Genomic DNA, 16,028 nt, shown 5'->3' on the forward strand with positions numbered 1-16,028 from the left:
ACTCGTCCCGATCCCGACCGACCACCACCGCCCGGTGCTCGAACACCGAACGACCAGCCAACGACAAGCCGACGTCCACCGGCCGGACATCAGCGTCCACAGAAGCCAACCGCACAGCCTGAGCACGCACTGCCTCAGCCGAACGACCCGACAACACCCACGGCACCACCGGCAAGTCGTCGCCCACGGGCTCCCGGCGCTCGTCGCGCCCCTGCTCGATGATCACGTGCGCATTGGTGCCGCTGATCCCGAACGACGAGATACCGGCCCGACGAGGATGCCCGTTCGACGGCCACTCCCGAGCCTCCGTCAACAGCTGCACGTTCCCCGCCGACCAGTCCACGTGCGGGGACGGCTCGTCAACGTGCAAGGTCGGCGGCATCACGCCGTGCCGCATCGCCATGACCATCTTGATGATCCCGGCAACACCCGCAGCCGCCTGCGTGTGACCGATGTTCGACTTGATCGACCCCAACCACAGCGGCGCGTCCCGGTCACGCCCGTACGTCTCCAACAACGCCTGAGCCTCGATCGGATCACCCAACGTCGTGCCGGTGCCGTGCGCCTCCACCGCATCCACATCAGCGGCCGTCAGACCGGCGTTCGCCAAGGCCTGCCGGATCACTCGACGCTGAGACGGACCATTGGGGGCCGTGAAGCCGTTCGAAGCGCCGTCCTGGTTGATCGCCGTGCCACGGACGACCGCCAACACCCGGTGGCCGTTGCGGCGCGCGTCCGACAACCGCTCCACCAGCAGCATCCCGACGCCTTCACCCCACCCGGTGCCGTCCGCCGAACCCGCGAACGACCGGCACCGGCCGTCCGGCGACAGCCCGCGCTGACGGCTGAACTCCACGAACGTGTCCGCGGTCGCCATGACGGTCACGCCGCCCGCCAAGGCCAACGAGCACTCGCCCGACCGCAGCGCCTGGCTCGCCAAGTGCAATGCCACCAACGACGACGAACACGCCGTGTCCACCGTCACCGCAGGCCCTTCCAGCCCCAAGGTGTAAGCGACGCGACCGGACGCCATCGCGCCGGTGTTGTTGTTCGCTTCGTAGTCGTGGTACATCATCCCGGCGAAAACGCCGGTATCGCTGCCCCGCAGGGAAACCGGATCGATCCCCGCCCGCTCGAACGCCTCCCAGGACGTCTCCAGCAACAACCGCTGCTGCGGGTCCATCACCAACGCCTCGTTCGGGCTGATCCCGAAGAACGCCGGGTCGAACTCCGCAGCCCTGTACAGGAAGCCGCCCTCACGCGTGTAGCTGGTGTCCTGCCGCTGACCGGTCGGGTCGAACAGCCGCTCGACGTCCCAACCGCGATCGGTCGGGAACTCGCCGATGGCGTCGACACCGTCCGCGACGAGCCGCCACAGGTCCTCGGGCGTGCTGACACCACCGGGGTACCGGCAGGCCATGCCCACGATCGCGATCGGCTCGTCGGTCACCGACGTCGTCGCCACGACCGCCCGCGCCCGCTCGCCCTCACCGGTGACCTCGCCCAGCAAGTGCTCGGCCAGCGCGAACGGCGTCGGGTAGTCGAACGCGAGCGTCGCCGACAGCCGCATGTCCAGCGCCGTGCTCAGGCCGTTGCGGAACTCCACCGCCGACAACGAGTCGAAACCGAGATCGTTGAACGCCTGCTCCGGATCGATCGCCTCCGGACCCGCGTGACCCAAGGTCGCAGCCGCCTGCGCCCGCACCAACTCCACCAACACCGCGAGCCGCTGCTCCTGCGCCAACCCCGCCAACCGCTCACGCCACACCGACGAACCACCGGACGCCGCCGCACGCCGTGCCGGGCGGCGCAGCAACCCGTGGAGCATGTGGGGCACCTCGGTCGCGGTCGCGCCGGACATGTCGACGTGGATCGGCACCAAGGCAGGCAGGTCGAGTGCCAGCGAGGCGTCGAGCAGCGCGAGCCCCTCGCCGGCCGACAGCGCGAGCACACCGGACCGCCGCATCCGCTGCACGTCGGCTTCGCTCAGCTCGCCGCCCATGCCCGCTTCGTCGGCCCACAGGCCCCAGGCCAGCGAGTGCGCCGCCAATCCGTTCGTCCGCCGATACGCCGCCAACGCGTCCAGATACGCGTTCGCCGCCGCGTAATTCCCCTGACCCGGCGCACCCAACACCCCAGACGCCGACGAGAACAACACAAACGCCGACACATCGCCGACCAACTCGTGCAGGTTCCACGCCGCGTCCACCTTCGGACGCAGCACCCCGTCAACCCGCTCAGGCGTCAACGACCCGATCACACCATCGTCCAGAACACCCGCAACGTGGACCACACCACCGACCGGACGCCCGGCCAACAGCCCCGCCAACGCCTCACGATCGGCCACGTCACAGGCCACCAGCTCGACCTCGGCCCCAGCCTCAGCCAACTCCGCGACCAACTCGGACGCCCCAGGCGCGTCCATCCCGCGCCGACTCGTCAACACCAAGTCAGTCACACCATGCGAGGTCACGAGGTGCCGGGCCACCAACCGACCGAGCGAACCCGTCGCACCCGTCACCAACACCCGACCCGAGAACCGCACCTCAGACCCGGACTCGGTCACCCGAACCAACCGGGCGCCGTGCATCACGCCGTCCCGCACAACGACCTGCGGCTCACCGGTGCCCAGGACAGCGGCCATGTCGAGTTCGGCGTCGGTGTCCACCAGAACGATCCGGTCGGGGTTCTCCGACTGAGCCGAGCGCACCAAGCCCCACACCGCGGCACCGGCCAGATCCGTGACCTCACCGAACGCCACCGCACCCCGCGTCACCACGACGAGCGACGAACCGTCACCAAGTGCCAACCAGTCCTGGATCTCACCCAGCACCCTTGACACCTCTGCCCGCACTCCCGCAGCGTCCGCACCCGGCGCACCGGCCTCCAGCACCACAGCGTCCGCCGAGACGGGAGTCCCCGACACCGGCGACCACTCCACCCGGAACAACGACTGCGCGGACGGCGAAGCCGACTGACCGGTCGACACCGGGCGCAGCGCCAGTTCACGCACGGACGCGACCGGGTTGCCGTCGGCGTCCGCGACGTCCAGCGCCACCGCGCCCTCGCCCAGCGGCGACAACCGCACCCGCACCCGCGACGCCCCGGCCGCGAACAACGACACGCCGGACCACGTGAACGGCAACATGGCCTGCTCACCCAACGCCCCGGTGAACGAGGAAGCGTGCAGGCACGCGTCCAGCAAAGCGGGGTGCACCCCGAAAGCCGAGCCGTCGACGTCGTCCGGCAGCGCCACCTCGGCGAACACGTCGTCGCCCAGCCGCCACGCCGACCGCAACCCCTGGAACACCGGCCCGTACTCCAGGCCCGCCTCGGCCAGCACGTCGTAGTGCCCGGCGACGTCCAGCGGCTCCGCGCCGGCCGGCGGCCACTGCCGCAGGTCGAACCCCGCGACCGACGTCCCCGACGACAACACGCCCTCCGCGTGCAGCACCCAGGGCAGGTCGTCCCCGCGCTCCGGGCGCGAGTGGACGGTCACCGTGCGCCGACCGGTCCGGTCGGGCGCGCCCGCGATCACGCGCAGCTGAACGCCCTGGTCCCGGTCCTCGTCGGGCAGCACGAGCGGCGCGGTGAGCACCAGCTCGTCGAGCGTGCCGCAGCCGACCTCGTCACCGGCCCGGATCGCCAACTCCGCGAACCCGGTGCCGGGGAAGACGACCGCGCCACCGACCGCGTGATCGGCCAGCCACGGCTGAGCCCGCACCGACAACCGGCCGGTGAGCACCGCGCCATCGGTGTCCGGCGCCACCACGACCGCGCCGAGCAACGGGTGCTCCGGCACGTCCAACCCGGCGGACACGACGTCGCCCGCACCGAGGGTCGCGCCCGCCCACGCCTCACGCCAGTAGTCGAGCGAGTCGATCCAGTACCGCTCGCGCTGGAACGCGTAGGTCGGCAGGTCGACCCGCCGCCCACGACCGCCGAAGAACGACGGCCAGTCGACCGACCCACCGGTGGCGTACCACTGGCCGAGCCGCTTGACCAGCGTCAGCGCTTCGTCCTGCCCCTTGCGCTGCAACGGAATCGCACCATCGACCAGCGCGCTCAACACACCGTCCGGCCCGACCTCGACAAACCGCGCCACGCCCTCGTCACGCAGCCGCGTCACGGCATAGTGGAACCGCACCGCGTCCCGCACGTGCCGAACCCAGTACTCCGGATCCGTCACATCACCGGCCGTAGCGATCGGGATAGTCGGCTCCCGGAAGCCCAACTCCCGCACCACCACGCGGAAGTCGTCCAACATCGGGTCCATCAACACCGAGTGGAACGCGTGCGACACCGACAACCGCTTCGACCGCTCGAACCTCGCGGCCACCGCCAGCACCTCAGCCTCGACACCCGAAACCACGACCGAATCCGGCCCGTTGACCGCCGCAATGCCCACACCGGCCGTCAACAGCGGCAGCACCTCGGCCTCGGCGGCCTTGATCGCCACCATCGCCCCACCTTCGGGCAACTCCTGCATCAAACGCGCACGCGCCGACACCAAGCGACAGGCGTCCGCCAAGGACAGCACCCCGGCAACGTGAGCCGCTGCGATCTCACCGATCGAATGACCAGCAACCCGATCCGGCCGAACACCCCACGACTCCAACAGCCGGTAAAGCGCCACCTCGAACGCGAACAGCGCAGGCTGCGTGAACTCCGTGCGGTTCAAGCGGTCCGCGTCCTCGCCCCACACCACCTCCCGCAACACCGGGTCGAACCCGGCCAACACCTCGTCGAACACCCGAGCGAACACCGGGAACACGACCGACAGCTCACGGCCCATCCCCAACCGCTGCGAACCCTGACCAGTGAACAAGAACGCCGTCTCACCACCAGCCCGCGCCACCACCGGCACGACATCCGCCAAGCCGCGCACCAACTCGTCCCGGTCCCGACCGACCACCACCGCCCGGTGCTCGAACACCGAACGACCAGCCAACGACACCGCGACATCCACCGGCCGAACGTCAGCGTCCACGGATGCCAACCGCACAGCCTGAGCACGCACCGCCTCGGCCGAACGACCGGTCAACACCCAAGGCACCACCGGCAGGCCCGCGTCGTCCTCGTCGACCGACTCAGCAGCCACGCCTTCGACGATCACGTGCGCGTTCGTGCCGCTGATCCCGAACGAGGAGATGCCGGCCCGACGCGGCCGACCCTCGGCAGCCCACTCCCGAGCCTCGGTCAACAGCTGCACGTTCCCAGCCGACCAGTCCACGTGCGGAGACGGCTCGTCAACGTGCAACGTCGGCGGCATCACGCCGTGCCGCATCGCCATGACCATCTTGATGATCCCGGCAACACCCGCAGCCGCCTGCGTGTGACCGATGTTCGACTTGATCGACCCCAACCACAACGGCACCTCACGATCACGCCCATACGTCTCCAACAACGCCTGAGCCTCGATCGGATCACCCAACGTCGTACCCGTGCCGTGCGCCTCCACCGCATCCACGTCGGCAGCCGTCAAACCGGCATTCGCCAACGCCTGCCGGATCACCCGACGCTGAGACGGACCGTTCGGTGCGGTCAGGCCGTTGGACGCGCCGTCCTGGTTCACCGCCGTGCCGCGGACCACGGCCAGCACCGGGTGACCGTTGCGGCGGGCGTCCGACAGCCGCTCCACCAGCAGCATGCCGACGCCTTCACCCCAGGACGTCCCGTTGTTGGTGGCCGCGAACGACCGGCACCGACCGTCCGGCGACAACCCGCGCTGACGGCTGAACTCCACGAACACCTCGGGCGTCGCCATCACGGCCACCCCACCGACGAGCGCCAACGAGCACTCGCCCGATCGCAGGGCCTGGCTCGCCAGGTGCAACGCCACCAAGGACGACGAGCACGCCGTGTCCACCGTGACCGCCGGGCCTTCCAACCCGAACACGTACGACACCCGCCCGGACGCGATGGCGCCGGTGCTGCTGTTGGCGGCGTAGTCGTGGTACATCATCCCGGCGAACACACCGGTGTCACTGCCCCGCAACGACACCGGGTCGATCCCCGCCCGCTCGAACGCCTCCCACGACGCCTCCAGCAGCAACCGCTGCTGCGGGTCCATGATCACGGCTTCGTTGGGGCTGATCCCGAAGAACGCCGGGTCGAACTCGTCGGCGTCGTGCAGGAACCCGCCTTCACGGGTGTAGCTGGTGTTGGGCCGCTCGCCCGTCGGGTCGTACAGCTTGTCGACGTCCCAGCCCCGGTTGGTCGGGAACGGCGACACCGCGTCCACGCCGTCGGCCACCAGCCGCCACAGGTCCTCGGGCGAGGACACGCCACCGGGGTAGCGGCAGGCCATCCCGACGATGGCGATCGGCTCGTCGGTGACGGTCGTGGTCGCGACCGCCGCCGCGTCGTCACCGAGACCGGACACCTCGGCCACCAGGTGACGCGCAAGCGCTTGCGGCGTGGGGTGGTCGAACACCAGGGTCGCGGGCAGCCGCACGCCGACCGCGGTGCTCAGGCCGTTGCGGAACTCCACCGCCGACAACGAGTCGAAGCCCAGGTCGTTGAACGCCCGCTCCGGGTCGACCGCCGCCGCGGAGGTGAACCCGAGCACGGACACGACCTGGTTCAGCACCAGGTCGAGGAGCGCGGCCTCCCACTCGTCCTCGGGCAGCGCGGCGAGCACCCGGCGCAACTGGGCGGGCTCGCTCCCGGTGCCGGCACGACGCCGCCGCGCCATTTTCACCAAGCCGCGGAACAGCTCGGGCATCAGCTCGCCACGCGCCCGGATCGCGCCCAGGTCGAACGACGCGGGGATCACCGCGGCCTCACCCGTGCCGATCGCGGCGTCGAGGAGCGCGAGCCCTTGTTCGGCGGCCAGCGGCAACACACCGGCACCGACCACCCGGGAGCGGTCGGCGTCCGTCAGCCGGCCGGACATCCCGGCGTCCTCGGCCGCCCACAGGCCCCAGGCCAGCGACTGCGCCGCCATCCCGTTCGCCCGCCGATACGCCGCCAACGCGTCCAGATACGCGTTCGCCGCCGCGTAGTTCCCCTGACCCGGCGCACCCAACACCCCAGACGCCGACGAGAACAACACAAACGCCGACACATCACCCACGAGCTCGTGCAGGTTCCACGCCGCATCCACCTTCGGACGCAACACCCCGTCAACCCGCCCAGGCGTCAACGACGCGATCACACCGTCGTCCAACACACCGGCGACATGCACCACACCATCGACGGGGCGCCCGGCCAACAACCCGGCCAACGCCTCCCGATCAGCCACGTCGCAGGCCACCAACTCGACCTCGGCCCCAGCCCCAGCCAACTCGGCCACCAGCTCACGAGCACCCGGCGCATCCATCCCACGCCGACTCGTCAACACCAAGTCGGTCACACCATGCGCGACGACCAAGTGCCTGGCCACCAACCGACCGAGCGAACCCGTCGCACCCGTCACCAACACCCGACCCGAGAACCGCATCTCAGACCCGGACTCGGCCACCCGCGCCAACCTGGCCCCGAACAACGCCCCGTCACGCACCACCAGCTGCGGCTCACCGGCACCGAGCACCACGGCCGGGTCCACCTCGGCGTCGGTGTCCACCAGGACGATCCGACCCGGGTTCTCCGACTGCGCCGACCGCACCAGACCCCACACCGCGGCACCGGCAAGATCCGTGACCTCACCGAACGCGACCGCACCCCGCGTCACCACGACCAACGACGAGCCATCACCCCGCGCCAACCAGTCCTGCACCTCACCCAGGACCCGCGACACCTCAGCCCGCACGCCGGCAGGGCCGGCACCGGGTGCGCCGGCCTCCAACACCACGACGTCCGCCGACACCGGAGACGCCGACACCGGGGACCACTCCACCCGGAACAACGACTCGAACGTCCCGGCCGCGGCGGCCCCGACCTGCTTCACGTCGACCGGCCGCAGCACCAGCGACGCCACCGACGCGACCGGAGCGCCACCGGCGTCCGCCACGGCCAGCGCCACCGCGCCCTCGCCCACCGGCGACAACCGCACCCGCACCCGCGACGCCCCGGCCGCGAACAACGACACCCCGGACCACGAGAACGGCAGCACCGCGCGCTCACCGAACAACCCGGTGAACGACCCGACGTGCAGGCACGCGTCCAGCAACGCCGGGTGCAGCCCGAACGACCCGCCGTCCACCCCGTCCGGCAGCGCGACCTCGGCGAACACGTCGTCACCCAGCCGCCACGCCGACCGCAACCCCTGGAACACCGGCCCGTACTCGAGGCCCGCCTCGGCCAGCACGTCGTAGTGCCCGGCGACGTCCAGCGGCTCCGCGCCGGCCGGCGGCCACTCGCTCAACGACTCGCCGTCACCGACGGCCCCGGCACGCAGGAGACCGGTGGCGTGGTGGGTCCACCGCACGTCGGCGGGAGCGTCCTGCGGGCGCGCGTACACGTCCACCGAACGGCTCGCGGACTCCCCCACCGCGCCGACCACGACCCGCACCTGCGCGCCGCCGCGTTCGGGCAGCACCAGCGGCGCGGTGAGCGTCAACTCCTCGACCACACCGCAACCGACCTGGTCACCCGCCCGGATCGCCAACTCGACGAAACCCGTGCCGGGGAACACGATCGAGCCGCCGACGACGTGATCGGCCAACCACGGCTGCGCCGAAGCGGACAGCCGCCCGGTCAGCACCACGCCGTCGGAGTCCGCGAGGACGACGACCGCGCCCAGCAACGGGTGGTCAGCCGGGTCGAGGCCCGCCGAGGAGAGGTCGCCGAAGCCCGGCTTCACGTCGAGCCAGTACCGCTCGCTCTGGAACGCGTAGGTCGGCAGGTCGACCCGCGTGCCGCGGCCGTCGAAGAACGCCCGCCAGTCGACCGCGCCGCCCGTGCCGTGGAACCGGCCCAGGCCCGCCACCAGCGTGACCGCTTCGTCGCGTCCCTTGCGCTGCACCGCGATCGCGCCCTCGACCAGCGCGCTCAGCACGCCATCGGGCCCGACCTCGACGAACCTCGTGACACCTGCGCCCTGCAACTGCGTCACGGAGTCGTGGAACCGCACCGCGTCCCGGACGTGCCGAACCCAGTACTCCGGATCCGTCACATCACCGGCCGTAGCGATCGGGATGGTCGGCTCCCGGAAGCCCAACTCCCGCACCACCACGCGGAAGTCGTCCAACATCGGGTCCATCAACACCGAGTGGAACGCGTGCGACACCGAAAGCCGCTTCGACCGCTCGAACTTCGCGGCCACCGCCAGCACCTCGGCCTCGACCCCGGAAACCACGACCGAGTCCGCGCCGTTCACCGCCGCGACGCCCACACCGCCGGTCAACAACGGCACCACCTCGGCCTCGGCAGCCTTGATCGCCACCATCGCGCCGCCCTCGGGCAACGCCTGCATCAGGCTCGCCCGCGCCGACACCAACCGACACGCGTCCGACAGCGACAACACCCCGGCAACGTGAGCCGCCGCGATCTCACCGATCGAATGACCAGCAACCCGATCCGGCCGCACACCCCACGACTCCAACAGGCGGAACAACGCCACCTCAAAGGCGAACAACGCAGGCTGCGTGAACTCGGTCCGCTCCAGCCGCTCTGCGTCCTCGCCCCACACCACCTCCCGCAACACCGGGTCGAACCCGGCCAACACCTCGTCGAACACCCGCGCGAACACCGGGAACACGACCGACAGCTCACGGCCCATCCCCAACCGCTGCGAACCCTGACCAGTGAACAAGAACGCCGTCTCACCACCAGCCCGCGCCACCACCGGCACGACATCCGCCAAACCGCGCACCAACTCGTCCCGGTCCCGACCGACCACCACCGCCCGGTGCGTCAACGGCGCACGGCCCGTGGCCAGCGAGAACGCGACATCCGTCGGTCGAGCGGCGGGGTTGGCCGACCACCACGCGCGAAGCCGCTCGGCCTGCGCGGCGAGCGACGCCGCGTCGTTCCCCGACACCAGCAGCGGCACGACCGGCAGCTCTGCCGTCGCGAGCCCGGCCTCCTCCTCCGGCGCCTGCTCGATGATCACGTGCGCGTTCGTGCCGCTGATCCCGAACGACGACACACCGGCCCGACGCGGCCGACCCTCGGCAACCCACTCCCGGGCCTCGGTCAACAACCGCACGTCGCCGGCGGACCAGTCCACGTGCGGCGACGGCTCGTCCACGTGCAGGGTCCGCGGCATCACGCCGTGCCGGATCGCCTCGACCATCTTGATCACACCGGCGACACCGGCGGCGGCCTGCGTGTGACCGATGTTCGACTTGATCGACCCCAACCACAACGGCGCGTCCCGGTCACGCCCGTACGTCTCCAGCAACGCCTGGGCCTCGATCGGGTCGCCCAACGTCGTGCCGGTGCCGTGGCCCTCGACCACGTCGACGTCCGCGGCGGACAGCCGGGCGTTGGCCAGGGCCTGCCGGATCACCTGGCGCTGGGACGGACCGTTTGGGGCGGTCAGGCCGTTGGACGCGCCGTCCTGGTTCACCGCCGTGCCCCGCAGCACGGCCAGCACCGGGTGACCGTTGCGCCGCGCGTCGGACAGCTTCTCCAGCAGCAGCACGCCGACGCCCTCGCCCCAGCCGGTGCCGTCGGCCGCGCCCGCGAACGACTTGCACCGGCCGTCGCGCGACAGGCCGCCCTGCTTGCTGAACGCGACGAACGCGCCGGGCGTCGACATCACCATCACGCCGCCCGCGAGCGCCATCGAGCACTCGCCGGACCGCAGCGCCTGGCTCGCCACGTGCATCGCGACCAGCGACGACGAGCACGCGGTGTCCACCGTGACGGCGGGCCCTTCCAGGCCGAGCGCGTAGGCGACCCGGCCGGAGATCACCGCGCCGACGCTGGCCGTGCCCAGGTAAGCCTCGGCGAGTTCCGGTGAGCCGTCGAGCAGCGCCGAGTAGTCCTGCAACCCGGAGCCGACGAACACGCCGACCGGCGCGCCGCGCACCTCCTCCGGGTTGATGCCGGCCCGTTCGAACGCCTCCCACGACGCGTGCAGCATGAGCCGCTGCTGGGGGTCGGTGACGAGGGCCTCGCGCGGGCTCATGCCGAAGAAGCCGGGGTCGAAGTGGCCCGCGTCGGGCACGAAACCGCCGACGTGGACGTAGCTCGCGCCGATGCCGTCCGCGGTGCCGCCCACCAGCTCGCCCAGGTCCCAGCCGCGGTCGGCCGGGAACGGCGTGAGGGCGTCGACGCCGTCGTCGACGAGCCGCCACAGGTCCTCGGGCGAGGACACGCCACCGGGATAGCGGCAGGCCATGGCCACGATCGCGATCGGCTCCGGCTCCGCGCTCTCGACTTCCCGCAACCTCCGCTTGGTCTGGTGCAGGTCGGCGGTGACGCGCTTGAGGTACTCCAGGAGCTTGTCGTCGTTAGCCATCGTGTTCACGGCGTCCTTTGATTTCGTGCCCCTGCCCGGGGTCAGGAGATTCCGAGCTCGGTGTCGATGAAGGTGAAGAGGTCGTCGGCCGACGCGGCGCGGAGGCGGTCCTCGACGTCGGCCGCGGACCCGCCGACCTCGCCGAGCCGGCCCGCCAGCGCCTGGAGGCGCGCCACCAGGCCCAGGCGGGTGATCTCGGCGGCGGACAGGCCGGCGGCGGCCCGTTCCAGCCGTTCCAGCTCGGTGAGCGCGGACGGCGGCTCCGCCTCGCCGTCACCGAGCACCGAGTGCAGGTGGTCGGCGAGCGCGGCGGGGGTGACGTGGTCGAAGACCAGGGTGCTGGGCAGGCTGCGGCCGGTGACCGCGTTCAGCCGCGCCCGGAGGTCGACCGCGGCGACCGAGTCGAACCCCAGGTCGGTGAACGTGCGCGCCTGGTCCACCTCGGTCGGGTCGTCGTGACCGAGGATCGCGGCGACCTGCTCGCGCACCGCGCCGAGCACGACGCCCGCCCGTTCGGCGGCGGGCAGGGCGGCCAGGCGGGCGGCCAGCGCGGGTTCACCCTGCTCGGGCGACGGGTCGGCGAGGACGGCCGCGGCCTCGGGCAGGGCGGCCAGCAGGGGCCTCGGTCGGGCGGAGGTGTAGACGGAGGTGAAGCGGGCCCAGTCGAAGTCGGCCACGACCGGCGCCGCGTCGCCGGTCTCCAGCACCCGCCGCAACGCCCGCAGGGCGAGGCCGGGCGGCATCGCCGGCGCGCCGATCCGCCGCATGGTCGCGGCGATCTCGTCGTCCACCATGCCGCCGTCCCAGGAGCCCCAGCCGACGGCGGTGGCGGTGAGGCCGCGCGCCCGGCGGTCGGCGGCGAGGCCGTCCAGGTAGGCGTTGGCGCTGCAGTAGGCGGCCTGCGCCGCGCTGCCCCACACCGCCGACCCGGAGGAGAACAGCACGAACGCGTCCAGCGGCCGGTCGGCCAGCAGGGCGTCGAGGTGCGCGGCGCCGGCGATCTTCGCCGCGCCGACCCGGGCGAACCCGGCCGCGTCCAGCTCGGTGAGCGGGGCCAGCGGTTGGGACGCGCCGGCGGCGTGGACCACGGCGGTCAGGCCGGGCAGGCCGGCGAGCAACCCGCGCACGGCCTCGCGGTCGGTCACGTCGCACGCGGCGATCGTCACCTCGACGCCGCGCGCGACGAGGTCGGCTTCCAGGTCGGCCGCGCCGTCGGCGGCCCGGCCGCGGCGGCTGGTGAGCACGACGTGCTCGGCGCCGTGGTCGGCGAGCCACCGCGCCACGTGGGCGCCCAGGCCGCCGGTGCCGCCGGTGACGAGCACGGTGCCGCGGGCGCGCCACGGTTCGTCGGGCGTGCCGCCGGACCCGCGGACGAGGCGGCGCGCGAAGACGCCGCCCGGTCGGATCGCCACCTCGTGCTCGCCGCGATCGTCGGCCAGCACCGCGCCCAGCCGCTCGACGACCTGCGCGTCCACGTGCGGCGGGAGGTCGACCAGGCCACCCCAGGTGGTCGGCTGCTCCAGGGCGAGGCCGATGCCCAGGCCCCACGTCGCGCTCTGCCGCGCGTCGACCGGCTCCCCGGTCCCGACGGCGACCGCGCCGGCGGTCGCGCACCACAGCGGCGCGGTGATGCCGGCGTCGCCGAGCGCTTGGGCGAGCACGACGTTGTCCACGAGGCCGCGGGACAGCACGGCACGCTCCTCGGTGCGGTCGAACGCCAGCAGCGACAGCACGCCGTCGGGTTCGGGCGCGGCGGCCAGCGCGGTCGCCAGTCCGGCCCGGTCGGCGCCGCTCACCTCGACCGGCAGCACCAGGGCGCCGGCGTCGGCGAGCCCGGCGAGCACCGCGTCGAGGCGCGGGTCGTCCCCGGCGGGGTGGGCGACCAGCCAGGTGCCGTCGAGCCGCGCGGACGGCGGCGTCACGGGCTGCCACTCGACGCGGTAGCGCAGGGCGTCCGCCGGGTCCACCGCGGGCACGGGCACGTCCCGCCAGTAGCGGCGGCGCTGGAAGGCGTAGGTGGGCAGGTCGACGCGGCGCACGTCCCACCCCGCGAACACGCCGGCCCAGTCGACGGTGACGCCGAGCCCGTGGGCGTGGGCCAGCGCGGCGAACACGTCGTGCCGCTCCGCCCCGTCGGCCCGCACGGTCGGCAGGAACACCGCGTCGCCGTCCTCGACGCAGTCAGGCCCCATCGCGGACAACACGGCAGCGGGCCCCAGCTCCAGGAAAGTCGTGACGCCCTCGGCGTGCAGCCGGCGGACGCCGTCGCGGAAGCGGACCGCGTCACGGACGTGCCGCACCCAGTAGTCGGCCGCCAGGTCCCGCGCGCCGACCGGTTCCCCGGTGACGGTGGAGACGATCGGGATCGACGGCGCCCGGTAGTCCAGGCCGCGGGCGACCTCGGCGAAGTCGGCGAGCACCGGCTCCATCAGCGGCGAGTGGAACGCGTGCGACACGCGCAGCCGCCTGGTCCGGCGGCCGAGCGCGGTGAAGTGGGCGTCGACGGCGTCGACCGCCTCCTCCTCGCCGGAGACGACCACCGCGGTCGGTCCGTTGACCGCGGCCACGTCCACGCGGCCGTCCAGCAGCGGCACGACCTCGTCCTCGGTCGCCTCCACCGCGAGCATCGCACCGGTGCTCGGCAGCGCCTGCATGAGCCGGCCGCGTGCGGTGACCAGCGCCGCCGCGTCACGCAGCGACAGCACACCGCTCACGTGGGCGGCGGCCAGCTCGCCCACCGAGTGGCCCGCGAGCAGGTCCGGCCGCACGCCCCACGACTCGACCAGCCGGAACAACGCCACCTGGAACGCGAACAGCGCCGGCTGGGCGAACTCGGTGCGGTCGAGCCGCCCCGCGTCCTCGCCCCACACCACGTCCCGCAGCACGGGGTCGAGCTCGGCCAGCACCTCGTCCAGGGCGGCGGCGAACACCGGGAACGCGGCGTGCAGCCCGCGCCCCATGCCCAGCCGCTGCGCGCCCTGGCCGGTGAACAGGAACGCCGTGCGGCCACCGGGCCTGGCGTGGGCCGTGGACACCCCGGCGGGTGCGGCGGAGCCCTCGGCCAACGCGGTCAGGCCGCGCAGGAGCCCCGGCACGTCCTCGGCCACCACCGCGGCCCGGTGGTCCAGCGCGGCCCGCGTGGTCGCGAGGGAGAACGCCAGGTCGGCCACGTCCACCGCCGGGTCGCGCAGCACGTGGCCGCGCAACGCCGCGGCCTGCGCGGGCAGCGCCGCCGCCGTGCGGGCCGACAGCAGCAGCGGCACCGCGCCCGGCGCCCGGTCGGCCCGGTCCGCGGCAGGCTCCTCGGCGGGCGGCTCCTCGATGATCACGTGGGCGTTGGTGCCGCTGAGCCCGAACGCGGACACGCCCGCGCGCCGCGGGTAGCCGTGGTCCGGCCACGGCGCCTGGTCGGTGAGCAGCCGCACCGCGCCGCGCGACCAGTCCACATTGGACGAGGGCGCGTCCACGTGCAGGGTGCGCGGCAGCACGCCGCGCCGGATCGCCTCCACCACCTTGATCACGCCGCCCACACCCGCAGCGGCCTGGGTGTGCCCGACGTTCGACTTGATCGACCCCAGCCACAGCGGCCGGTCCGCGGGCCGGCCCCGGCCGTAGGTCTCCAGCAGCGCCACGGCCTCGATCGGGTCGCCCAACGTCGTGCCGGTGCCGTGCGCCTCGACGAGGTCCACCTGGTCGGCGGGCACCTGCGCGTCGGCGAGCGCGGCGCGGATGAGGCGTTGCTGGGCCGGGCCGTTGGGCGCGGTGAGCCCGTTGCTCGCGCCGTCGGAGTTGATCGCGGTGCCGCGCACGACGGCGAGCACCGGGTGCCCCTCGCGGCGGGCCTGCGACAGCCGTTCCAGCAGCAGCACGCCCACGCCCTCGCCCCAGGCGGTGCCGTCGGCGGCGTCGGCGAACGACTTGCACCGCCCGTCCGGCGCCAGCCCGTTGTCCTGGCTGAAGCCGACGAACGACTCCGGGCCGGGCATCACGGTCGCACCGCCCACCAAAGCCATCGAGCACTCGCCGGAGCGCAGCGCCTGGACCGCCCAGTGCAGGGCGACCAGGGACGACGAGCACGCCGTGTCGACCGTGACGGCCGGGCCGACCAGGTCCAGGAAGTAGGCCAACCGGCCCGAGGCGACGCTGGCCAGGCCGCCGGGACCGGCGCCGATGGCGTAGTCGTGGTAGACGACGCCGGTGAACACGCCGGTCGCCGTGCCGCGCAACGCGGTGGCGTCGATGCCGGCCCGTTCGACCGCCTCCCACGCGGTCTCCAGCAGCAGCCGCTGCTGCGGGTCGGTGTCCCGCGCGTCCCGGGGGCTGATGCGGAAGAAGTCCGCGTCGAACTCCGCCGCGTCGTGCAGGAACCCGCCCCGGGTCACGTAGGTGCGGCCCGGCGTCGCGGGCTCCGGGTGGTACAGCGCGTCGGCGTCCCAACCGCGGTCGGTCGGGAACGGCGAGATCGCGTCGACCCCGCCCTCCACCAGCTCCCACAACTGCTCCGGCGTGCGCACCCCGCCCGGGAAGCGGCAGCTCGCGGCGACGATCGCGATCGGCTCGTGCCGTCGCTCGTCCACCTCGCGCAGCTGCCGCTTCGCCTGCCGCAGCTCGGTCGTCGCGCGCTGGAGGTAGTCCCGGAGCCTGTCGTCGTCGCCCATCGCCTCATTCACCCAAT

Annotated in this window: 2 protein-coding genes; both read right to left on the reverse strand. The window is 72.7% G+C overall.

Annotation, left to right across the window (positions count from 1 at the left end; genetic code table 11):
- Nucleotides 1-11,362 (reverse strand): SDR family NAD(P)-dependent oxidoreductase (locus tag AB0I91_RS07230; RefSeq protein ID WP_499635747.1); only part of this gene is annotated, 11,362 nt, incomplete at its 3' end.
- A 32-nt stretch (nucleotides 11,363-11,394) separates the two neighbouring features.
- Nucleotides 11,395-16,011, reverse strand: coding sequence for a type I polyketide synthase (locus AB0I91_RS07235; RefSeq protein WP_499636138.1), 4,617 nt, complete (start codon nucleotides 16,009-16,011; stop codon nucleotides 11,395-11,397).
- Nucleotides 16,012-16,028 lie beyond the last annotated feature (17 nt).

Origin of the sequence: Actinosynnema sp. NPDC049800 (assembly GCF_040656635.1) — a bacterium.
Taxonomy (GTDB): Bacteria; Actinomycetota; Actinomycetes; order Mycobacteriales; family Pseudonocardiaceae; genus Actinosynnema.